Annotated in this window: 30 protein-coding genes; 14 read left to right on the plus strand and 16 right to left on the minus strand. The window is 58.1% G+C overall.

What is annotated here, in order from left to right; translation table 11 throughout:
- Positions 1–12 precede the first annotated feature (12 nt).
- From BHU62_RS17240 to BHU62_RS17270, 7 genes are all read left to right on the plus strand, one after another.
- The gene (locus BHU62_RS17240) at positions 13–354 is read left to right on the plus strand and encodes a hypothetical protein (protein WP_032616287.1); all 342 of its coding nucleotides are present in this window, start codon (positions 13–15) and stop codon (positions 352–354) included.
- Positions 355–445: 91 nt separating this feature from the next.
- The gene (locus BHU62_RS17245) at positions 446–1,267 is read left to right on the plus strand and encodes a DUF932 domain-containing protein (RefSeq protein ID WP_073533143.1); all 822 of its coding nucleotides are present in this window, start codon (positions 446–448) and stop codon (positions 1,265–1,267) included.
- Positions 1,268–1,297: 30 nt separating this feature from the next.
- Positions 1,298–1,741 (plus strand): antirestriction protein, encoded by a 444-nt coding sequence (locus tag BHU62_RS17250; protein ID WP_073533091.1) that lies wholly within the window; start codon positions 1,298–1,300, stop codon positions 1,739–1,741.
- A gap of 12 nt (positions 1,742–1,753) precedes the next feature.
- Positions 1,754–2,296: a RadC family protein gene (gene radC, locus BHU62_RS17255; protein WP_073533092.1), complete on the plus strand. Its 543-nt coding sequence runs from the start codon at positions 1,754–1,756 to the stop codon at positions 2,294–2,296.
- Entirely contained in the window at positions 2,293–2,514 is a 222-nt protein-coding gene (locus BHU62_RS17260; RefSeq protein WP_073533093.1) for a DUF987 family protein, read from the plus strand. Before radC ends, BHU62_RS17260 begins: the two co-directional genes overlap by 4 nt.
- A gap of 25 nt (positions 2,515–2,539) precedes the next feature.
- Complete coding sequence (locus BHU62_RS17265) at positions 2,540–2,890, plus strand: type IV toxin-antitoxin system YeeU family antitoxin (protein WP_073533094.1); 351 nt, start codon at positions 2,540–2,542, stop codon at positions 2,888–2,890.
- Positions 2,891–2,943: 53 nt separating this feature from the next.
- Entirely contained in the window at positions 2,944–3,273 is a 330-nt protein-coding gene (locus BHU62_RS17270) for a TA system toxin CbtA family protein (protein ID WP_073533095.1), read from the plus strand.
- Positions 3,274–3,612: 339 nt separating this feature from the next.
- On the opposite strand, the gene BHU62_RS17275 is transcribed toward BHU62_RS17270, so the two are convergent.
- The 3 genes from BHU62_RS17275 to BHU62_RS17285 are packed head-to-tail and all read right to left on the minus strand — an operon-like array spanning position 3,613 to position 5,795.
- Positions 3,613–4,749 carry an HlyD family secretion protein gene (locus tag BHU62_RS17275; RefSeq protein WP_073533096.1) on the minus strand — a complete coding sequence of 379 codons (1,137 nt, stop codon included), beginning with the start codon at positions 4,747–4,749 and terminating at the stop codon, positions 3,613–3,615.
- A gap of 9 nt (positions 4,750–4,758) precedes the next feature.
- A complete protein-coding gene (locus BHU62_RS17280) occupies positions 4,759–5,103 on the minus strand; it encodes a DUF3302 domain-containing protein (protein WP_073533097.1) in 345 nt (114 codons plus the stop codon).
- 38 nt (positions 5,104–5,141) lie between these two features.
- A complete protein-coding gene (locus tag BHU62_RS17285; RefSeq protein ID WP_073533098.1) occupies positions 5,142–5,795 on the minus strand; it encodes a DUF3313 domain-containing protein in 654 nt (217 codons plus the stop codon).
- 135 nt (positions 5,796–5,930) lie between these two features.
- On the opposite strand from BHU62_RS17285, the gene BHU62_RS17290 reads away from it, so the two are divergent.
- The gene (locus BHU62_RS17290; RefSeq protein WP_073533099.1) at positions 5,931–6,866 is read left to right on the plus strand and encodes a LysR family transcriptional regulator; all 936 of its coding nucleotides are present in this window, start codon (positions 5,931–5,933) and stop codon (positions 6,864–6,866) included.
- Between the two features lie 29 nt (positions 6,867–6,895).
- Here the strand turns inward: BHU62_RS17290 and BHU62_RS17295 are convergent, their stop codons facing one another.
- The 5 genes from BHU62_RS17295 to BHU62_RS17315 all read right to left on the minus strand — a co-directional run bounded on the left by BHU62_RS17295 (position 6,896) and on the right by BHU62_RS17315 (position 12,599).
- The gene (locus BHU62_RS17295; RefSeq protein WP_073533100.1) at positions 6,896–8,206 is read right to left on the minus strand and encodes a serine dehydratase subunit alpha family protein; all 1,311 of its coding nucleotides are present in this window, start codon (positions 8,204–8,206) and stop codon (positions 6,896–6,898) included.
- A gap of 30 nt (positions 8,207–8,236) precedes the next feature.
- On the minus strand, positions 8,237–9,568 hold the full coding sequence (locus BHU62_RS17300) for an amino acid permease (protein WP_073533101.1): 1,332 nt from the start codon (positions 9,566–9,568) through the stop codon (positions 8,237–8,239).
- Positions 9,569–9,905: 337 nt separating this feature from the next.
- Complete coding sequence (locus tag BHU62_RS17305; protein ID WP_073533102.1) at positions 9,906–11,567, minus strand: DUF2534 family protein; 1,662 nt, start codon at positions 11,565–11,567, stop codon at positions 9,906–9,908.
- A 71-nt stretch (positions 11,568–11,638) separates the two neighbouring features.
- Positions 11,639–12,034: a DUF2946 domain-containing protein gene (locus BHU62_RS17310; RefSeq protein ID WP_236720687.1), complete on the minus strand. Its 396-nt coding sequence runs from the start codon at positions 12,032–12,034 to the stop codon at positions 11,639–11,641.
- Between the two features lie 112 nt (positions 12,035–12,146).
- Positions 12,147–12,599 carry a GNAT family N-acetyltransferase gene (locus BHU62_RS17315; RefSeq protein ID WP_073533104.1) on the minus strand — a complete coding sequence of 151 codons (453 nt, stop codon included), beginning with the start codon at positions 12,597–12,599 and terminating at the stop codon, positions 12,147–12,149.
- Between the two features lie 99 nt (positions 12,600–12,698).
- On the opposite strand from BHU62_RS17315, the gene BHU62_RS17320 reads away from it, so the two are divergent.
- A complete protein-coding gene (locus tag BHU62_RS17320; protein WP_073533105.1) occupies positions 12,699–13,433 on the plus strand; it encodes a class I SAM-dependent methyltransferase in 735 nt (244 codons plus the stop codon).
- Positions 13,434–13,495: 62 nt separating this feature from the next.
- Here the strand turns inward: BHU62_RS17320 and BHU62_RS17325 are convergent, their stop codons facing one another.
- Complete coding sequence (locus BHU62_RS17325) at positions 13,496–13,993, minus strand: GNAT family N-acetyltransferase (RefSeq protein WP_073533106.1); 498 nt, start codon at positions 13,991–13,993, stop codon at positions 13,496–13,498.
- An 85-nt stretch (positions 13,994–14,078) separates the two neighbouring features.
- On the opposite strand from BHU62_RS17325, the gene BHU62_RS17330 reads away from it, so the two are divergent.
- Positions 14,079–15,005 (plus strand): LysR substrate-binding domain-containing protein, encoded by a 927-nt coding sequence (locus BHU62_RS17330; protein ID WP_073533107.1) that lies wholly within the window; start codon positions 14,079–14,081, stop codon positions 15,003–15,005.
- Here BHU62_RS17330 and BHU62_RS17335 read toward each other — a convergent pair.
- Positions 15,000–15,515 (minus strand): DUF1543 domain-containing protein, encoded by a 516-nt coding sequence (locus BHU62_RS17335; RefSeq protein WP_073533108.1) that lies wholly within the window; start codon positions 15,513–15,515, stop codon positions 15,000–15,002. The two genes, BHU62_RS17330 and BHU62_RS17335, sit on opposite strands and share 6 nt — an antisense overlap.
- 120 nt (positions 15,516–15,635) lie before the next feature.
- Between BHU62_RS17335 and BHU62_RS17340 the strand changes: the two genes are divergently transcribed.
- A complete protein-coding gene (locus BHU62_RS17340) occupies positions 15,636–15,818 on the plus strand; it encodes a YodC family protein (protein ID WP_025303973.1) in 183 nt (60 codons plus the stop codon).
- Between the two features lie 32 nt (positions 15,819–15,850).
- Here BHU62_RS17340 and BHU62_RS17345 read toward each other — a convergent pair whose 3' ends face one another.
- Both BHU62_RS17345 and BHU62_RS17350 read right to left on the minus strand, forming a co-directional pair.
- Positions 15,851–16,129, minus strand: coding sequence for a GNAT family N-acetyltransferase (locus BHU62_RS17345; protein WP_078062084.1), 279 nt, complete (start codon positions 16,127–16,129; stop codon positions 15,851–15,853).
- Between the two features lies 1 nt (position 16,130).
- Entirely contained in the window at positions 16,131–16,361 is a 231-nt protein-coding gene (locus tag BHU62_RS17350; RefSeq protein WP_073533109.1) for a (4Fe-4S)-binding protein, read from the minus strand.
- A 190-nt stretch (positions 16,362–16,551) separates the two neighbouring features.
- Between BHU62_RS17350 and BHU62_RS17355 the strand changes: the two genes are divergently transcribed.
- A complete protein-coding gene (locus BHU62_RS17355; RefSeq protein WP_016929826.1) occupies positions 16,552–16,965 on the plus strand; it encodes a DoxX family protein in 414 nt (137 codons plus the stop codon).
- Positions 16,966–17,015: 50 nt separating this feature from the next.
- Here the strand turns inward: BHU62_RS17355 and smrA are convergent, their stop codons facing one another.
- Positions 17,016–17,588 (minus strand): DNA endonuclease SmrA, encoded by a 573-nt coding sequence (gene smrA / locus BHU62_RS17360; RefSeq protein WP_073533110.1) that lies wholly within the window; start codon positions 17,586–17,588, stop codon positions 17,016–17,018.
- 184 nt (positions 17,589–17,772) lie between these two features.
- Between smrA and BHU62_RS17365 the strand changes: the two genes are divergently transcribed.
- The gene (locus tag BHU62_RS17365; protein ID WP_073533111.1) at positions 17,773–18,108 is read left to right on the plus strand and encodes an MbeD/MobD family mobilization/exclusion protein; all 336 of its coding nucleotides are present in this window, start codon (positions 17,773–17,775) and stop codon (positions 18,106–18,108) included.
- 67 nt (positions 18,109–18,175) lie between these two features.
- Complete coding sequence (locus tag BHU62_RS17370) at positions 18,176–18,625, plus strand: DUF1198 family protein (RefSeq protein ID WP_073533112.1); 450 nt, start codon at positions 18,176–18,178, stop codon at positions 18,623–18,625.
- Positions 18,626–18,649: 24 nt separating this feature from the next.
- Here the strand turns inward: BHU62_RS17370 and BHU62_RS17375 are convergent, their stop codons facing one another.
- From BHU62_RS17375 to BHU62_RS17385, 3 genes are all read right to left on the minus strand, one after another.
- Complete coding sequence (locus tag BHU62_RS17375) at positions 18,650–18,988, minus strand: DUF2002 family protein (protein ID WP_033644143.1); 339 nt, start codon at positions 18,986–18,988, stop codon at positions 18,650–18,652.
- Between the two features lie 102 nt (positions 18,989–19,090).
- A complete protein-coding gene (locus BHU62_RS17380; RefSeq protein WP_073533113.1) occupies positions 19,091–20,263 on the minus strand; it encodes an MFS transporter in 1,173 nt (390 codons plus the stop codon).
- Positions 20,264–20,361: 98 nt separating this feature from the next.
- Positions 20,362–21,258 (minus strand): LysR family transcriptional regulator, encoded by an 897-nt coding sequence (locus BHU62_RS17385; protein WP_073533114.1) that lies wholly within the window; start codon positions 21,256–21,258, stop codon positions 20,362–20,364.
- Positions 21,259–21,314: the final 56 nt, after the last annotated feature.

Here is a 21,314-nt window from a genome sequence, read left to right on the forward strand (position 1 = left end):
AAAGGAAATTTAATGAAGAAAATCATCACAGTCGCAGCACTCTGTCTGCTGTCATTTTCTTCGCTGGCCGCTTCTTCACCGGTCAGCGTCAGTGTTAGTCCCGGAAGCTACAGCCACTACTCATCGATTCGGATTACATCAAAAGTCGATTCGATTGTGATTAAACAACTCATTGTCAACCGGGGAAACTGCCAGGATGCAGAATTCGCCAGCCCGTGGAAACCAGTACGTCTGGGATTTGGCGGTGCTGTATCCCATGAATTTACCGGCAAGGGGCTGATGGTTCCCTGTAATGTACTGGAAGTGGTTGTCCAGACAAGCGAAGGCGCATGGCAGTTTGATTTTGACAGCTGACACCGCGCGCTTTTCCACCTTTCTTTTCTATCTGAACGCCCTGCTCAAACGAGCAGGGCGTTTTCTTTTGCCTCTTTTAAAGGAATTCCTCATGAGATTAGCCAGCCGCTTTGGCCGTATAAACCAGATACGCCGTGACCGTCCTCTGACCCATGAAGAGCTGATGAGTCATGTTCCCAGTGTATTCGGGAGTGATAAACATGAATCGCGTTCAGACCGTTACACCTACATTCCGACCATCATCATCCTCGAAAGCCTGCAGCGCGAGGGTTTTGAGCCGTTCTTTGCCTGTCAGACAAAGGTTCGGGACCAGAGCAAGCGGGAGCACACCAAACACATGCTTCGCCTGCGTCGCGCCGGGCAGCTAAACGGTCATCAGGTACCGGAAATCATTTTACTCAACAGCCATGACGGCTCATCAAGCTACCAGATGCTGCCGGGGCTGTTTCGTGGTGTCTGTACCAACGGTCTGGTCTGTGGTCAGTCATTCGGAGAAGTGCGTGTACCGCATAAAGGTAATGTCGTCGAGAAGGTGATTGAAGGGGCTTACGAAGTGCTCGGGGTATTTGACCAGGTGGATGAAAAGCGCGATGCAATGGTGTCACTGTTACTTCCGCCACCAGCACAGCACGCTCTGGCGAATGCCGCGCTGAAATATCGCTTTGGTGAGGACCACCAGCCGGTCACGGTATCGCAGTTGCTGACCTCACGTCGCCGGGAGGATTGCAGCGATGACCTGTGGACCGTCTACCAGCGCGTGCAGGAGAACCTGATGAAAGGGGGATTGTCAGGACGAACCGCACAAGGGAAAAGCAGTCGCACCCGTGCCGTTACCGGTATTGATGGCGACGTGAAGCTCAATCGTGCCCTGTGGGTAATGGCAGAGAATATGCTCGAGTTTTTCGGGTGTTAAACAACGGTACCTGCATAAGGAGATAGTTTCATGGATACACAGAACCTTCAGTTCGCTGAGCAGACAGCTATTACTGCCTCAGTGGTACCTGATGAGTTACGCATCGGTTTCTGGCCACAGCACTTTGGCTCCATCCCGCAATGGATAACCCTTGAGCCCAGAATTTTTGCCTGGATGGACCGCCTGTGTACCGATTATCACGGCGGTATCTGGCACTTTTCGACGCTCAGCAACGGCGGCGCTTTTATGGCCCCTGAGTCAGATCAGGATGAGAAGTGGACATTGTTCAGCAGTATGAATGGCAACGGCGCGGAACTTACTGTTGAAGCTGCAGGGATAGTCGCCTGTCTGATGGTATACAGCCATCATGCCTGCCGTATCGAGTGTGACGCGATGACTGAGCACTATTATCGCTTACGCGACTACGCGCTGAACCATCTAGAGTGCAGCACCATTATGCATCTCATCGACTGAGGGATACCGAACATGAATACCGCATTATCCCCGCTGTCATCTCAGCCTGAACTCTTTCCACTGGCGATTATTGCCCAGCATGGTTGTTTGCTCCCCGCGACCTCCGGATTAACCCCCTATGCCCAACGCACCATTCGCCGCGCTATCAACCTGCTGGAAAAATATCTGCGCCAACCTGGCATATCCTTTACCTCAAGTACTGCTGCCCGTGACTGGCTTCGGCTACAGCTGGCAGGACAAGAACGGGAAGTGTTTATGGTGCTCTATCTCGATAACCAGCATCGTTTACTGGAGAGTGAAACTCTATTTGCCGGTTCGATTAACCATGTCCAAGTCCATCCTCGAGAGGTAGTGAAGTCAGCGCTTCGCTTCAATGCTGCAGCTGTCGTGCTGGCGCATAACCATCCATCCGGCGACCCGGAGCCCAGCCTATGCGATCGCAACATTACCGGTAGGCTTAAAGAAGCCCTGGCACTGGTTGATGTGAACACGCTTGATCATCTGGTTGTCGGTTCAGATGGCATTGTGTCGTTTGCGGAGCGAGGGTGGATATGAAAATCATCAGTAAACGCCAGGCAATGGCTTTGTACCGACAGCATCCAGGCTCCCGGCTGTTTCGCTTCTGTACCGGTAAATATAAATGGTCCGGCAGTATCTGCCATTATGCTGGCCGGGAAGTTCAGGACATACGCGGTGTTCTGGCAGTGTTTGCTGAGCGCCGTCAGGATCGCAAGGGTGCCTATGTAATTCTTCGAAGTGTCACTCTTAATTAATCCTTCCCTTTAATCAGGAACAATAATGAACAATCACTCAGAATCCGGTACCAAACCGGAGAATCTTACCTGCCAACAGTGGGGACTAAAGCGCACGATCACCCCCTGTTTTGGCGCTCGTCTGGTGCAGGAAGGCAACCGGGTGCATTTTCTCGCTGACCGGGCCGGATTCAACGGTGCTTTCAGCGACGATGACGCGCTACACCTGGATCAGGCCTTTCCCCTGATACTCAAAAAACTGGAACTAATGCTGACCAGCGGCGAGCTCAATCCACGCTATCAGCACTGCGTCACGCTTTACCACAACGGGCTCGCTTGCGAAGCCGACACACTCGGTTCCTGTGGCTATGTCTACATTGCTATTTATCCTGACTAGACTGAGCCGCAGTAACTCACCGCTTATTCCCTGAACATCACAGAGTAAACATCATGCAAACCTTATCATCACACCCGACACGGGCGACTCAGCCCTATCTGTCACCCGTTGAAACCTGGCAACGGCTGCTGACTCATCTGTTATCGCAGCACTATGGCCTGACGCTGAATGACACACCGTTCAGTAATGAAACCACCATACGAGAACATATTGATGCTGGAGTATCGCTCAGCGATGCGGTGAACTTTCTTGTCGAAAAATACGGGCTTGTCCGTATCGACCGAAAGGGATTTTCGTGGCAAGAACAAACCCCGTATATTTCCGTAGTGGATATTCTGCGAGCAAGGCGCTCTACCGGCTTGCTAAAAACTAACGTGAAATAAACGCTTAAATACAGAGCAGATTAAAGGAAAGCAAAATGCTAACCTCACAGACGAAGAGACTCCTGTTGTAACCTCCCCTCCCCTGCAAAAAAACCTGACATTTTCTTTTAGGACCAACAATGGGACCAAACTGAAAATTGAACTGGAGGTTATCAGCTATTAAACAACAAGTTACACAACCAATTCAGACTCCGCCAGCCCACCAAATACGTCGCCAGTGAACCAGATAGACCCGGCGATAATAGCGAAAAAGCCCACAACTTCGGTTGCGGGCTTTTTTGTTTTTGTCACATTCAGGGGACCAACCCCACGGCCCGGGCTCCCCCGGGCCGATACAGGCTAGTGATCCAAATAGAGGTAATGCAGCCAACTGGTCATGCGCAGCAGCACTTTGCGCATCACGGAGACGTGCTCGAAGTGCCCGGTATACACTGCCGCCTGGGCGCTCACGCCGTCGGGCAGATGATCCAGATCCGGGTTGGCCGCCAGGTCAATCATCACATACACCCCTTCTCGGCCCGGCGTGGCGCTCAGGCCCTGCAATGCGCCGCTGGCCTGGTAGCTGCCGTCCGGTATCGCCGGCAACACCCGGCTCACGGTGCCGCCATAAACCTGCCCCGGCAAGCCGTTGAACACCACTTCCGCCTGATCGCCCTGCGTTAAACGCAGGATGGCGTTCTGGCGGAATACCGCCACCACCTGCCGCTTTTGCTGCGGGATAAAAATCATCACCGGCTTGAACGGCAGGCGAACCGCCGCCGTACCCGGCCGCGCCAGTACCTGCGTGACATAACCGTCGCTCGGCGCACGCACCACCGTTTGTTCCAGGTTGTAGCGTGCTTCGGCAATCTGCGATTTCAGGCTGGCTACCGCGGCGTCTTCGCCGTCATAGCGCCCGGACAACCGCGCCTGTTCCTGTTGGTACTGGGCTTTCGCCGCCTGCAGCGCCGCAGACTGCGCCTGATACTGCTGCTGCGCATGGCTGATATCCTGCTCCGAGAACGGGTTGACCGACATGGCCGCCCCTTTCGCGTAGCGCTGATAATCCTTGCGGGCACGCTCATACTCCGCGTTCGCCCGCTGCACGTTGGCGGCAGACTCGCTGAGCGCCGCCCGGCGCGTTCTGATCTCCGCCTCCGCCCCGGCCAGATCCGCCTCCAGCTTGGTGAGACGCGCGCGGTAGCGGCTGTCGTCGAGACGGAACAGCACCTCGCCTTTGCGCAGCAGTACGTTGGTTTTCTCCGTCACCTCAACGATCATGCCCGAGACCTGCGGCACCATCGGCACAGAAACGGCGATCTTTTGCGCCCGATCGCTGTACGGGTGGTTGTAGTTCATCGTCAGAATCAAGGCGCCGACGATAAATATTCCGCCAAGCACCGCGGTCGGCACGGTCCATTTGTTGACCGGAATACGGAACAGTTTAAATACGCCGTAGCTCAGCGCTACGTAGCTGAGAATAATAAGCAAATCCATAGGCTACGCTCAACTTACCGTGGGGCCGGGAACAGCCGTCGGCTTTTCCTGCAGGCGTTGCAATTCCGCTTCGAGCAGTGCGATGCGCGCCTGCAAGTCCGGCGAAGGTTCCGCCCTCTCACTCATGCCCCAGCCGCGTTCCGGCCGATAGAGCGTCGCCCAAATCCACAACAGCGGCCAAATGGCGTGCAGCGTAAACAGGCTGACCCAGCCGGCGACGTGAATCGCATCCTGATGCGGGTGCTGGCGCTTTTTGGCCAGCAAATAGGGAATGTCATGAATAATAATGACGCCGTAGAATAAAATCAGGAATACCGCGATCAGTACGCCTAAAGCGAAATAGTTAAGGAACATGTAAAGCCCTGGTTGATAATAGTGGAAATAAACGATGTCTATAGCGTGTTATATTGTCTAATGTCGTTGGCGATAGTATCGATGGCGTTTTTCACGTCGGTGACTTTCAGCTGCGCTTTCTCATTATTGAGATTTTCCCCCGAAGCCTTGCGTACCACCTTAATGACCGGTTGATTGGTCGCGGCATCGATAAACTCGCCTTCCATATAGACCGCACTCTCAATAGTGCGATGGCCGGTCACGCTTTGCGTCGCGGCGATCAGCAGGGTGATCGGCAAGACTTCATAGATCTGCAGCCCTTTCTTCTGCGTGTCGATCGCCGTAATGGCGCCACGGAAAATCAACGTATGCTCGCGCGGCATGTCCACCAGCGTGAAGTGGGTGCCCATCGCCTGTTTAAACTGCTGGTTGGTGTAGTTCAGAATATTGTCGAGTGCGCGCTGGCTGACCATTTCGCTCGGCTTCGGCCGCGGGAAATAGATCATCGGTTGATAAACCAGATATTGATAACGCGAAAAATCGACGTTCTTATCTTTCCAATATAAAACATCTTTACCGGACGCGGATTGACCTTTATTGATATCGTTATAATTGGTCAGAAACGTCGAGTATTTTTCTTTTTCGGTCACGGCGGAAGAACACGCGGCCAGTAATAACAGCGCAGGTAAAACAACCGCTCTTGTCACTTTCATTGACGGATTTCTCTTTATTTTGTGGATAGCAAATAATCAAATCGAATGATACCCACCCGTCCGTGATAAGTCATATGACAATGCCGCCAAAGACGTATATCATTTTTGATATACAAACTCATAAGAGCCGGCGCCGTGAAAGAGAAAGACTTCCGCATAGAAGAACTCAGGATTGTCCGCGTCATTGCCGAAACGGCGAGCGTCAGCAAAGCGGCGCAGCGGTTGGATATGCCGCAGTCCAACGTGTCGCGCACGCTCACTTCACTGGAACGGCGGCTCGGGCTGGAACTGTTCCTGCGCGGCCCGCGCACCTTGGCGCTGACCGAGTTCGGCGAGCAATTCTTGCGGCGCGCCTCGCAGCTGCTGGACGAGCATAGCGATTTGCTCGATATCTCAGGCACCTACAAGCGCAGTCTGAACGGCATGGTCACGCTCGGCGCGCCGATCGGCATCCACGCTTTCCTGGCCCGCTATTTACTGCCGCCGCTGCTGCACGCCGCGCCGGAATTGACGATCGATCTGGTGACCCGCAACCCCGACGAACGCGAGAAAAAGTACGGTGCGGTATTCGACAGCGACTGCGATCTGCTGATCAGCTTCTTCCAGCCACAAAACGAAAACCTGATCGCCAGGCCGCTCACCCGTTTTCGCGTCGGGCTGTTCGCCGCGCCGGATTACATTGCCCATTCACCGCTAACGGAACTGGATGAGCTGTCGCAACACCGCTGCATCACCTTGCGCATGCTGGGCGGCATCCGCAATACCTGGAGCAGCTACGGCGCGCAGGGCGAATTAACGCAGGTCGACGTCAGCGGCGCCAGCGTCTGCGATAATATTCTGCCGGCGATCGAGCTGGCTAAACAAGGGTTGGGCATCGTCTACGCCCCGTATTATTCCGTCGCCGCCGAGTTGGATGCCGGCACGCTGTTGCCCTGCCTGGCGCGCGATCGCTGTATCGATATGCAGGCCTACCTGATCTACCGCCAGCGCGGCGTGTTGCCGCACCGCGTGCAGGTGATGATGGACAGCATTATGGCGAGCGTTAAACTGCACGCGCACCGGCTGATGTAGCCAAGCCCCCCCGCCGCAGCGGGGAACGCTCAGGACGCCTTTTGCGCCATAATTTCGATGATCTGTCTGTCGGTTTGCTGCATCGCCTGGCTGGCCAGCGCGCAAAGGTTAGCGATCGACTGCTCGACATCGTTCGCCACGATCCCCTCATTGCCGGTTACCGCCGTGTCGTCCAGTGCCATCAGCACCGCTTTCCACGCCGAAGAGGCACTGGTGGAAACCTTCATCGCGCAGCTGTTGGAGGCACCATCGCAAATCATCCCGCTCACATCGCCAATCATACTGCCGATGGCCTTGGCGATGGTGTCGTACCGGCCATCCGCCAACCACGCCATACCGGCGGCGGCCCCCATCGAAGCGGTGGTGGCGGCACACAGCGCGGAGAGGCGCGGCAGACGATAGTGGATATAAATGGCGCTCAGGTGGGACAACATCAGCGCTCGCGCCAGCTTTTCTTCACCGGCCGCGAAGTGCTCCGCCACCGCCATCACCGGCAGGGTGGCGGCGATGCCCTGATTGCCGGAACCGGAGTTGCTCATCGCGGGCAGCGTCGCGCCCCCCATGCGCGCATCGGACGCAGCGCTGGTACGGATCACGATGTCGCTGGCCAGATCGCTCGCCATCAATCCGCGCACGCGCTGTTTTTGCAACGTGGCGCCCACGTGTAATCCCCACTCGCCGCGCAGCCCTTCACGCGACAGTGCATCGTTGAGGTGCGCGGCATCGAGAATAAAGCGGATATCGTCGAACGGCACCCGCTCGATAAAATCCACGATCTCACGCAGCGAAGTCTGCGCCAGCACCTGCAGCGGGCACACAGGTGCTTCGCCCTGCGCCTGCTCCGCCAGCGTGAACAGCGTGGCCCCCTGCTGCTCGATGCTCACAATGCGGGTATGTCCGCCGACGATGGTAGCGCTGGCCCAGCGCTCGCCGGCGTACACCTTCGCCCGGGCATAGAGGATATCGTCGCAAGGCGCCTGCAACATTACGCGCACCGCCCCCTGTTGCAGCAGCCACTTCGCCTGGGTGACGGCTTCTGCCGAGGCCTTCTCGAGCACTTCCAAACCGCCGTTAGCATCGCCGCCCACGGCCCCCAACGCGGCGGCGATCGGCAATCCCGCCATGCCGGTGCCGGGCACCGTCACGCCCATGCCGTTTTTCATCAAATTCGGCGAAACCCAGGCTTCAATGCGATCCACCGGCCCCGGTAAATGGGCCGCCGCCGTGGCGCTGGCCAGCGCCAGAGAAACCGGTTCGGTACACCCCAGCGCAGGCTTCACCTCCTCCTGCACCACGCGAATGTATTTTTTCCATAATGAAAGACTTTCAGGGTTCAACATAATGACAACCTTAATGCCGTGTTAGCTATATCAGGAGAATGCCAGGAACGGGGAGACGCACAGTAATAGACCGGTCACGATGATGAGCACCAGCGATGCGCCTTTATATTTATGCAGCGCCGGCACTTTATGAACCAGCCACGCCGGAATCAGACAGCCGACCAGGCCAAAGATGGGGCTGCAAATGGACGTGAAACTCAGCACCGGGGCATTCAACACAATAGCGCTCCAGGCCAGCAGAATGGCGAACACCATAATGCCGCGCTGCACATATTTTTCATTGATGCTTTCCAGCGGCAGCTTACGGCGCAGCAGGTTCATCACGATACCCTGCGTCGCTTCGCGAAAACCCAGGTAAACGCCGAAAAATGCGGTCATCACGGCGAAAATATTCAGTATCACGCTGACGACTTTTACCCAGGCGGCGCCGTCGCCGCTTATAAATTGAGCGGCAATCGCCAGCGCGGAGATATTCTGCTCATAGGCCTTAACGGCCTCGTCATGCCCCATCGCCAGAGTGAAAGAGACGGCATAGAAAAAGACGGTGGTAAACAGCACGCCGAAGGCGATATTCATGGCGCGTAACGCTTTATGCCGGGCAACCTCAATGGATTTTTCGCGCGAGCGATAAGAAATGACCATTGGGCTAAGCGTCTGAATAAACAGAATCGAGGTCAGGGTAAACGGCAGCGTAATGATGGCGTTTTTAATCAGCAGCGCCGCCGGCGGCAGCGCGCCGATATTATGCACGTGCCACAGGCCAATCATCGACATGCCGAGCGCCGCCACAACCAGCAGCTTGGTCAGCACCATCAGGCTTGAAAGCTTAAACAGCAGCTGTTCGCCGCGAGATGAAATCGCCACTAAAATGCAGATCAGCACCAGACCGTAAAAAGGATTGTCGGACAACAGCCCTTCCGTCACGCCAAAGGTGTGCAAATAAGAAGCGCTGTCGTTGGTGATGGCGGTGGAATAAACAAACATCCAGATCACCAGCATGACAAAATAGAGCGCACCGAGCAGGATGCCCCAGTTTTTCCCCAGATAGCCGCTAATCACGCTGGGATAATCTTTACACTCCGGCGACTCCGCAAGGGTATTGATAAATAAACGCTGGAATAAATACATTGCCGGATAACCGATAATTGAGGAGAGCAAAAATACCCATAGCCCCATCAATCCGACCTGAACCGGTAAAAACACAATGCCTGCGCCAATGGCCATGCCAATACTCATAATGACCCAGCCGGTATCAGTGCTGTCGAATTTAATTGCCTCACGCCATTCACTTTCCGTCATCTTCGCCCGCAACGCAGGCGACGTGTCATCCAATAGCACGCTATTATTTGAAGCCGTTTCCATAAGTTTCTCGCTTGTGTAGGTAGAGGTTTTTTTTAATAGTTTCGGCACGATGGACGGTACGAAAATGCAGGCGAGTTATGGTTTTAATGTGGAAAATCTTACCCCTGAAACAAGAGAAAAAAGTCACAATATTAGTGTGGATTAGTGCTATCAAAGAGAAAAAAATTCCATGCATAAACAATAAGAAGAAATAAATTCTATCAAAAACCAGTATGAGAGGCGCATCACATTATCCCGATGCGCCATGGCGTTCATCGCCAAACGGTGTTAACTCAAGCGTTCTGTCCGTTTCTCATGAGCAACGTCCGGCAGGCCACCCCGCATGCCGGACGCCCCCTCACCGCCCCTCTTTCTCCCCCAGGAAGAAATACCACAGCGGAATGGAAAGCAGCAGGGTGAACACCAGCGTATACAGCAGCACCATCAGGCTCTGCATGATCACCATCTGGGCACTCCAGGCGCCGATCGGCAGTTGGAATTGCTCGACGGTGCCGCCGAGGATCGCTCGGCCCATCACGCAGCCGACTGCTACCGCAACCGTCGCCACCGCCGCGCGGAACTTGCGCACCTCGGCGCGTCTGGCGGCCACTTCCGGCGTTTCGTCCTGATGCCCTTGCCGGTGGCCGTACCAGCGCCACACGTCCACCAGCAGCAACGCCGCGAGGCTCCCCCCCATCAGCGGCAGGCAATAGCCCAACGCCGCCGCAGTCAACAGCGTGACAGTACGCGCCGGCAGGGAAAGCGCCAGCCAGGCGGCAACCAGCGTATGCACCGGATGTTGCGCCCCTAGCGCCGGGCGGCGGATCCACCACATGCGGTAGCCCAGCGCGATCATCAAGCACAGACCAATGCCGAACGCCGCCAGCAGCAGCTGATTCGGCAAGCCGAACAGAATGCCCATGTGGGCGTCGATGCCCCAGCGGGTTAGTTTGGCGATGAGCGGGAAGGTGTCGAACCGCACCTGGTCGACGACGGCGAAGCTCTGCGGCGCGATAGCAACCGCGTCCACCTGCGTCGGCCAACTGCGATCCACTTCGGTCACCGTCCAGGCTTTACCCTCGCCTTTCGGCTGGCGTAGCTCGACCTTGGCGGCGTCGATCCCGGCGGCGCGCGCGGCGTGCAGCACCCGATCCCAGTCGCCGTTCTGCGCATTGGTCTGCGCGGCAGGGCCCATCTTCATGCCCGGTATCATCCCGCGGTGTTCGGCGTGCGGATCGGCCGGCGCCTGCGGCATATCGGCCTGCAGGCTGGTGTTGACCTGCGGCGTCAGCCAGCCCAGGTTGGCCCGCAGCACGTCGATGTTGCCGCCGGCCCACTGCGACCAGGTCAACCCGGTAGCCGAGAAGAACAGCAGCCCGGCCAGCAATGCCACGCCCAGCGTGATATGCCAATGGCGACTGGCGGCGAAGCCCCCTTTCGCCCTTTTCAGCTTGCGTTTTGGCCGCGTCGCCAGCCACAGCGCCACGCCGCCCAGCGCAGCTACCCACAGCCAGGAGGCCGCCAGTTCGCTGTAATTGCGGCCCAGGTCGCCGAGCAGCAGGCTGCTGTGCAGCTTGTCCAGCCAGGTGCGCAGCGGCAGCACGCCGGAGGTGCCGTACACCGTCATATCGCCCTTGATCGCCAGGGTGTAAGGATCGACAAACAACGCGCGCGACTCGGAAGCGCCCAGATCCGTACCAACAAACTGCACGCGCGTGGTATCCGTTGCGCCGGGTGCCGGGCGCACGGCGTAAATTCGCGTCTCGTCACCCGCCGCACGGCGGGCGGCAGCGATTTGGTCGGCCAACGGCCTGGCCTGCCCGTGCGGTTCGGTGAACAACGCATCGCGATACAGCGCCTCTTCAAGCTGCGGAGTCAACACATACAGCGTGCCGGTCAGCGCGGCAACCAGAATAAAGGGGGCGACCAACAGACCGATATAAAAATGCAGCCGTCTGATCAGATTCAGCATCGCGCCACGCGGCGATGCGGCAGGTGGAGTTTTAGTGATAGAAGACATGGCCTTTCTCGTTTTTCAAACTGTGTGCGCAGGCAAACCGTCCGCAGCGATACGGACGGAATCACCCATGTTCAAGCTATAAGGAAAAACGGCTGGCCGGGCGGCCCGCGCGGGCTTGGCCGCAGAACAAGGCGCCGAATGGGCGGAGAAACGATGCGCGGGGCGCAAGGCAAGCGCACGATGCGCATCATCAGCCACAGCAGCGGGACGAAGACCCACAGCAGCAGCGGCACGTGGATCAGCAGTTCGCAATAGCCGCAGAAAATCATCTCCGCCGGGTCCATGCCGTGATGGCCGGCATGCTCGGCGGCGGGCATCGCCATCGCATGCATCTCATGCGGCATGCCGTCCATCATCTGATGGTGCGTCAGCGATTTCGACACCACCGGCGCCACAAACAGCAACAGCACCGCCATGATGGCGATGCAGGCGCTAAAGCGTTGCTGTAACTGGCGTGGCACTCTCATCGCGGCGGCGAATTAACCCGGTCGGTTGCGAACAAGCGGCCAGTGTAACCCGCGATGCGCAGTGAGGTGAAAGAAAAGTCAGATTTGTCTTAATCGCCCCCGGCGGCGGCGATCACAGCACCCGCGAATAGACCCGCGAGGCTTCGCCCCAGGGGTGATACCCGAGCCCGTTATAAACGAAGCCGCTGCGCTCGTAGTAGCCTTCCAGATCGGTGCACAGGTGCAACTGCGGGAAGCCCAACCGGCGGGTTTCCGCCGCCACATGCTCAATCAGCTCGGCGCCGTAGCCCCGGCCGCGCTGCGTTTCTTCCACATAGAGCGCACACAGCCAGGGATACAGCTCCCCGCGGCTGATAAAATCGTTGGTGATGAGCCCCGCGCAACCGAGGATTTGCTCATTTGCCATCAGCAGGTACCACTGCGGCAGCGGATTGGCGGCGCCGATGCTGCTATTGATGGCGTCTTCATACATCATCAGCGTCTCTGCCGTGGCCCAATGCCGCTGAAAATACGCGATGGCGCGCGACGCCAGCTCGGGCGCTTGCCGCACCGAAATCATGTCCATCGTCATTCCCGTTATCAATATTGTCAGCGTAGAATTATGCAGCAAGATGCACAGTATGGCAGCGGCACTCCGCCGCCATCACTCATTTAAGGAGTCACAGTGACACAAAACATCTATGACAATCAGGCCTTCTTCGACGGCTACGCGCAACTCAGCCGTTCGCAGTACGGCCTGGACGGCGCGCCGGAATGGCCCGCCATCCGCCGCATCCTGCCGGATTTGCAGGGCAAGAGCGTGGTCGATCTCGGCTGCGGCTACGGCTGGTTCTGCCGCAGTGCGCGCGAACAAGGCGCTGCCGACGTGCTGGGGCTGGACGTTTCGGAAAAGATGTTGGCCAAAGCGCGGGAGATGACCGCCGACACAGGCATCGCGTATCGCCGGCAGGATCTGGCGCAGCTGCAGTTGCCGCCGGAAAGTTACGATCTGGTCTACAGCTCGCTGACGCTGCACTACCTTGAGGATCTGACCGCGCTGTTCGCCACGGTTTACGCCGCGCTGAAACCCGGCGGGCAGTTCATCTTCACCGCCGAGCACCCGATCTACACCGCCCCGGCGCAGCAGGGCTGGCTGGCCGACGGCAACGGGCTGAAATCCTGGCCGGTCAACGGCTACCAGCGGGAAGGCCGGCGCGTTTCCAACTGGCTGGCGGAAGGCGTCATCAAGCAGCACCGCACGCTCGGTGGCTATATCAATCCGTTAGCGCAGCAAGGGTTTATCATTCAGCATTTGAACGAATGGGGCCCCAGCGCGCAGCAAATCGCCGCTAATCCGGCGCTGGACGAAGAGCAGGAACGCCCGATGATCTTCATTCTCGCCGCCCGTAAACCCGCCTGATTGATCCGCAGTAAACCGTTCACATCACCACAGTTGGGGAGGCCACCTCCCCCCAATGGCTATTATGCCGGCAGCGCCGCCCCGTGCGCCGCGAAGTGCGTCAGCGCCTCGCCCTCCATACGATAGCGCACCCACTCGCCCTGCGGCTGAGCGCCGATGCTGAGGTAGAAATCGATGGCCGGTTGGTTCCAGTCCAGTACGCTCCACTCCAGGCGGCCGCACTGCCGTTCGCACGCCAGCTGGGCAATGTGCCGCAGCAGCTGTTTACCGGCGCCCGCGCCGCGATGCTTCGGCGCCACGTACAGGTCTTCCAGATAGATGCCGTTTTTGCCCAGCCAGGTGGAGTAACTCATAAAGAACACCGCATAGCCTGCCGGCTCCCCGTTCACCGTGCAAATCAGCGCTTCGGAACAGGCACCCGGCCCAAACAGGCTGCGTTCGATGTCTTCCACGCCGGCCAGCACCTGCTCGCGCGCCTTTTCGTACACCGCCAGCTCGATAATCATATCCAGAATCAGTTTGGCGTCGCTTTTTTGCGCCGGGTAAATCTCAATGGTCATGGCAAATCCTGAGTGTGTTGATGACTGTGCTTGCCAGCATATCGCGCCTCAAATACTGTATGAACTGCATTTTCATCAACAGGTAATGAGTATTATGCATCTGGATTTGAAGCGTCTCGATCTCAACCTGCTGCTGGTGTTCGAAGCGGTCTATCGGCTGCGATCGGTGACGCGCGCCGCGGCAGAGCTGGCCCTCAGCGCGTCGGCGCTGAGCCACGCGCTGATCCGGCTGCGCAAAACGCTGGCTGACGAGCTGTTTTACCGGGTCGGCAACGACATGCACCCGACGGTCTATGCCGACAGCCTGGCCCCCACCGTCAGCGAAAGCCTGGCGCTGTTGTCCAAAGGGCTGCATCCGCGCCCGCGCTTCGTCCCCGCCGAAAGTCGGGAGAGCTTCACCTTTGCCATTACCGATTACACCGCCTTCGCGGTGTTCCCGGCGCTGATGGCGCAGATGCAGCGTTTGGCGCCGGGGCTGTCGTTCCAGCTGCGCTATTCCGAGCGCAAAGTGGCGCTGAACGATCTGCTGGCGGGGCGCATCGATTTCGCGCTGGGCTTTACCGAAACCGACGGCGAAAGCTACCCGGAGATCGACGAAGTGACCTGGCTGGAGGATGAATATGTGGCGATCTGTTCGCCCGCTTTCCGCGCAAAATATGGCGAAATGACGCAGGAAAACTACCTGCGGGCGCGCCATCTGGTGGTCACGCCGTGGAACGAACAGCGCGGCGTGATCGACTACCAGCTCGACAAGCTGGGGATGCTGCGCGATATCGCCCTGCGCACGCCTTCATTACTGGGTGCGCCGTTCATCATTGCCGACAGCGAACTGGTGATGAGCATGCCGCGCTACGCCGCACAAAAATTACGGCAGGCGGCGGCGCTGGATATCCACCCCCTGCCGTTTCCGGTACCGCCGTATCAGATCAAAATCTACCTACACCGCAAAAACGGCCGCCCGGAGGCCTGCCGTTGGTTGCGGCAACAATTGCAGACGCTGGCGGCGTTATAACGCGGATTCACCGATCGGCAGATACCCCTGCCACAGCGGCAGCGCCGGCTTGCCGTGCGGATTGGCCCGCAGATGCACGTGATAGCCCTGCAGCGCCTGCAGCAGCAGGCAATCGTCCACCTCGGCCAGGTCATCCTTGTGCTGCTGCGCGCTGTCCGTCAGCAGTACCCGCTTGGCCTTGTCCTTCGCTTCGTCGGCGGAGCGCGCCACGAACAGGCCGAACTGGTGCAGCTCCGCCAGCTCATCGCTGCGGTAGCCGCCCACGTTGATGAAAAACAGTTTCTCTTCACCGGCAAACGGCGCGGGCTCCAGGCTCACATCGTAACCGTCTGCCCAATCGATGCGCGCATAGCCATCGACATGCACCTTGCGCTTGTCGCCGAACCACTTTTCACGCAGCAGCGGATGCGCTTCTTCCGGCCGGTCCACCGCCGCGAACTGCACGTCGTGCAGCTCAATATTGGCGCCCGGCGCCGTACCGCCCACATAAAACATCAATAATCCCGGCATGTTATTCTGCTCTCCTTGGTGATAATCGCTGTATAAATTAATACATAACGAAACTCCTGCCAACGGCGGCGCTATTCTGTGTTATCAATAGATGAGGTTTAATCTGTTGTGGAGGAACGCATGGCATTCAACATCGGCGATTTTGTTCAACGCACCACCGGCGGCCCAAAGATGACCGTAGTGGCGATCGACGGCGAAACCCTGGTTTGCAGCTGGAATGAACTGGGTAAAGAGCAGCGCACGGAGGTGCAGGCCAGCGACGTGGCGCTGTACCACGAAGACGGCGATTTCGGCGTCTGCTGAATGACCGGGGCGCAACGCGCCCCGTTATCGCCTCAGGCGCGGATGTCCTGATAGGCTGGGGTGGTATCGAACTCATGCTTGGCGAACGGGCACAGCGGGATGATTTTGCGCTGCTCCGCGCGCATTTTATCCACCACCAGCGCCACCAGCTTTTTGCCGACGCCCTGCCCCTTCAATGATTCATCTACCCAGGTGTGATCGATAATGGTCAGCGTGTCGCCGCTCGGCACGAAAGAGATCTCGGCAATCAGCTTGCCCTGATCGTCATTGATATAAAAACGCTTCTCGTCGGCCAGTATTTTCAAGTCCATATCATCTCTCCCTATATTTGAGCGCGCCGCTGGGGCAGGTGTCGATAACGCGTTTCACCTCTGCCGGGTCGGCATTATCCGGCATAATCCACGGGCGGCGATTCAACGTGAAAATAGCCGCATTGCCGCGCACGCAGTTAGCGGAATGGCGGCAAACTGCGCTGTTAAAATAAACGTCAATCTTTTCACCGGAATAACGGCGGTAGCCGGCGGCGGTCAATTCTTCATCCATCACGACCTCACATTGCCTGTTTTATTTTTTGCTCCACGCTCAAGTATAGGCAATGCCGCCGGCTTCACCACGCGTCTCGCCCGCCGAAAAAAGAGGTGCAACCGCCCGCCGCCGCTAGAAAAAAACGTAAATTGTTCTAATCTTTAATCAGCAAGACAACATAATTCCGACAGTGGCTAAGGAGTTCGAAATGGGTGATAGCTCAAAAGACGGCGTAATTTTGCTGTCCCGCATTCTACTGATGGTTCTGTTTATCATTTTCGGCTGGATGAAACTGGTCAACTTCGGTGCGACCGTCACGGCGATGGAAGGCTACGGCACGCCGATGCCTTATTTGGCGGCGATTGTCGCCGTGGTCGTGGAGTTTATTTTCGGCATCGCGCTTATTCTCGGCCTGTTTACTCGCCCTATTGCAGTCATTTTCGCCCTGTACGTATTGGGCACCGCCTTTATCGGCCATCCGTTCTGGAAAATGACCGGCATGGAAATGATGGGCAACGAAATCAACTTCTTTAAAAACATCAGCATCATTGGCGGTTTGCTGCTGCTGGCGGTGACCGGCGCCGGCCGTTATTCGCTGGACTATAAAATATTTAATAAATAATTCATTGATGGCCGGCGGTATTCGCCGGCCATTTTATTTCCCTCGCCCTCTCAACGGCTGCGCTTGGCGTGGCGCTCAAAGTTCTCTGCTTTAGCCTGCGCCGATTTGCGCAGCGTGACATAGCAGGCGCCCTCGCCACCGTCGCGCGGTAAGGCGCGGCAAAACGCCTGCACCTGCTCGAACTGCGCCAGCCATTTGGCGACATAGCTGCGCACGACATTCGGATGGCTTTCGTTTTGCCGCCCGCGGCCGTGCACGATCAGCAACGAACGCAGGTGTTGCGCCTCCGCCTGCACGATAAAGCGAAACAGCGCCTGTCGGCTGGCTTCAACCGACTGACGCAGCAGGTTCAGCGACGCCTGCGGCGGATAACGGCCGTTGCGCAGCTTGTCCAGCACGCCCTGTTGAATGCCTTCCCCTTTAAACGCCAGCGGCTGCTCGCAGGGAATAACCTCGAGAAAATCGGTGCTGAGGAAGTTTTCCTGCAGCAGGCGTTGCGCTTCGCGCCGCGCGCTTTTGTCCATCGTCTCCTGCGGCTTGAGGTAAAGCGTCTGCTGTCCGCTCGCCAGCGGCACCACGTCCGCCATCGCCTGTTCAAAAAAGTCTTTTTCCTGCTCGCTCATGTTCCACCTCTCTTGAACGGCAGCCTTTACGGCCGGGAATGGGGACGATTGTAAGACGCCGTGGCGCGGTTGCAAGCCGGGAATTGTCAGCGGCATTTGTCTCAATTGTCGTCAACGGGTGAGCTTGCGAGCAGTTTTCGCTATACTGCTAAGCCATCATTGAGTGCCGTAAAGGATCGAGCCCATGACAATGCGCGAGCTGGAAATCCAGTTTCAAAATGCGATGAATGAGTTACAGAGCAGCTTCGAACGGCAACACCGCGAATGGCAGCAGAGCTACCAGGCGCTGCAGCAACTGCTGGAAGAAGCCAAACAGCGCGAAGCCGCGCTGCAGGCGCAAAATGAACAGTTGGCGCGTAAACTGAGTACCGCCAGCTCGGTGCCTGAACAGCATGCGCTGGTGAAGCAGATCAAAATGCTCGGCGCCCATCTGGATGCGCTGGCCAAAGATGCGGCAACCTTCAACCACCACCTGCGCCAACAGCGCGCGGCCGGCAATTTCAGCGGCGAACAGCATTGATAACGGGCGCTGTCGCACAGCGCCTCCCGCCCCGCTTCTGGCGTACTGAGAGTGTAATAAAGCCTAAATGACCTGGATCATCCTCGCCGCCCTGATCGTCGTATTTATTATCGGTTATCGCATTTTGACGTCCGACACCCGCAAAGCCATCGATTCACTGGCCCATCTGCTGAGGGTCAAACCGATGCTGATCGAATCGATGATCCAGGAAATGGGCGGTCGCCAAAGCCAGACCTTTATCCGCATGCTGAACAACGGCTACACCGAGGAGATGCACCAGGCCGCTTATCTGCTGTTTATCTACCTGACGTTCATCAAGCAGGCGGACGACGATCAGATCGGCCAGTGGCGCGACATGCTGCTGCGCGCCGGGCTGTCGCCGGAGTTGCACGCCGAGCACACCGAAGCGGCGCTGTTTTATTTCGCCGAGCTGGATATCGATGCGTTTGAACTGGCGCAGTTTCGCCGCGCCTACAACGAGCGTTTCAACCGCGAAGCGTTGGCGCACGGCGGATAGCGTCCCCCTTGGGCGGGGGACCGATTACAGAAACATGCTGTAGAGGTAGCGCGACAGCGCTTCACGCGAACTGAAGCCGTGTGCGATGCCGTAGCGCTGGTTCGGGGCGTCGCTGCTTAAATCCAGGGGAAATTCCAGATACTGCTCGCTGGTGCGCACCGGGGAGGTCGGCGTGGCGAAATGCACGCTTTTCTCTTTCAGCGCCGGGTGGATCACCAACGCGGTTCTGCCCATCCGCGCTTCGCGATTCACATACACGTAGTGTGCGCCCTTACGGTAACCATAGGCCTGGTCAGTGACATAATCACGCTCAAAGCCGGTATTCTCCAACACTTTAGCCACTTCATCCGGCCGTAAATACATCGATTCCTCCTCTCATTCTGGACCGCTGAGCGACCTTACCGTAATCATTCACCGAAACAATGATTTTCTGGGGAGGAGTTCGGGTTTCAGACTATTCCTGAATCAGGCCCGGCTACGCTGCAGCAGACGCAGGGTGAGCAGCACGCCAAGCGCCACCAGCAGCGCCGCAGCCAGATAGATCGACGGCACGCCCGTTTGCCCGATCAACAGCCCGGCCAACGGCCCGGTGATGCCCAGCGCCAAATCGAGGAACGCCGAATAGGTGCCGAGCGCCGTGCCCTGATTCTGCGGCGGCACCTGTTTCACCGCCTCGACGCCCAGCGCTGGGAACACCAGCGAAAAACCGGCGCCGGCCAGTAATGCGCCGGTTTGCACCATCCAGGGCTCGCCGGCCTGCCAGATCAGCAACAGCCCGACGATCTCCACCAGAAACGACGCCAGCGTCACCCTCAACCCGCCGTGGCGGTTGATGACGTTGCTGAAGATCAGGCGAATGCCGACGAAGGCGCAGCTGAACAGCGTTAGCGAAAACGCCGCGCCGCTCCAGCCTTTATCGGCGTAGTAAAGGGTGATGAACGTGGCGATCACGCCGAAGCCAACGGTGCCCATCGCCAGCCCGAGGCCATAGGCCCAGATGCGGCCGAACACTGCGCGAAAAGCGATGCGCTGCCCGGCGGCGATCGAGACGTCCGGCTTGCCGCTCGCCAACAGCAGCGCCACCGCGACCGCCAGCACGATCAGCGCCGCCACCCCGGCCAATCCCCACTGCTGATTCAGATACACGCCAAGCGGCGCGCCGGCCGCCATCGCCCCGTAGGTGGCAACGCCGTTCCAGGAGATCACCCGCGCGGTGTGCATCGCCCCGACCCGGCCGATGCCCCACAGCGTGGAGCCGGTGCTGGCGAAACTTTCGCCGACGCCTAGGAATACCCGCCCCATGCACAACAACAGCAGGCTGAGCCACGGCCAGCCGTCAACGCCGAACGCCAACGCGTAAAACAGGCCGCTGGCGCCGCAGCACGCCAGGCCGAACAGCACCACCTTCTTCGGCCCCAGCTGATCGGCGTAGCGCCCGGCGTGCGGGCGGCTGAACAGCGTGGCGAAGTACTGCGCGCTGATGATAAGACCCGCCAACACCGAGTTGTAGCCCAGGTGGTCATGCACAAACCCCGGCAGCACCGCCAGCGGCAGGCCGATGGTCAGATAACAGACGAAGGTGAACATCACCACGGACAGAATGCGTCGGTTCAGCTGGCGATTATTTTCTGCGGTCATCGAAGGTGGCTCGCATCGGACGGGATAGACAGGAATTTCCAGCATACCCCGATGGGATCTGATGATAAATGAGAGAGTTATAACGAATTATTATTTCGCTAACGGTTTGCTGCCACCCTCGCACGCAGAAAATCGATGAACGCCCGCACCTTCTCCGGCACGTGACGGGTGTTTGGGTAGAGGGCATAGATGCTCTGCTCGGGGAAGCGGTGATCCGGCAGCAACCGTTGCAGCCTGCCGGTGTCGATTTCAGGCTGCGCCAACCACGCCGGCAGTAGCGCCACCCCGGCGCCATGCAGGGTGAACGCCAGCAATGCCGCGGCGCTGTCGCCGGTCAGCGTGGCGGCGTCCGCAACCTTGAACAGCACCGCATCGCGCTGCGGCGTGACCACCTGCCAGCTGAGCGGCGAACTGAGCCGGCTGTGGGCGATCCACTGCGCTTGCGCCAGATCCGTCAGCGAATGAATCGGCCGCTCGGCCAGGTAATCCGGCGCCGCCACCGGAAAAATGGCAAAGCTGTCGATCAGCGCCGCGCGGTGGCTGGAGTCCGCCAGCTGGCCCAAGCGGATCGCCACGTCGAAGCGCTCCGAAATCAAATCGGCGTGATAAGAAGAAGAGACATGCTGGATGCGCAGGCGCGGATGCTGCCGCGAAAACGCCGCCAGCGCCGGCACCACCACCTGCGCGCCATACTCCGGCGTGCTGGTGATGCGCAGCACGCCGCTCAGCCCGTGATGATCGCGACGCACGTCGTCCAGCACGTTTTCCGCCTCCTGCAACAGCTGCAGGCTGCGCTGGTAGAAACGTTCGCCGGCGTCGGTCAGCGACAGCCGCCGGGTGCTGCGCGCCAGCAGTGAAACGCCCAGCTCGTTCTCCAGCTGCTTGACGTTAAAGCTCACCACCGCCTTGGTTTGCCCCAGCGCCACCGCCGCCGCGGTAAAGCTGCCCGCTTCCACCACCGCCGCAAAGATCGCCAGGCGCTGCAAATTCAGCATTTCGCCGCCCTTATTGTCAAAATAATTTTGACAGTGTAATCGCCCGCCGCCGATTT

Source organism: Serratia marcescens (assembly GCF_001902635.1).
Taxonomy (GTDB): Bacteria; Pseudomonadota; Gammaproteobacteria; order Enterobacterales; family Enterobacteriaceae; genus Serratia; species Serratia marcescens_F.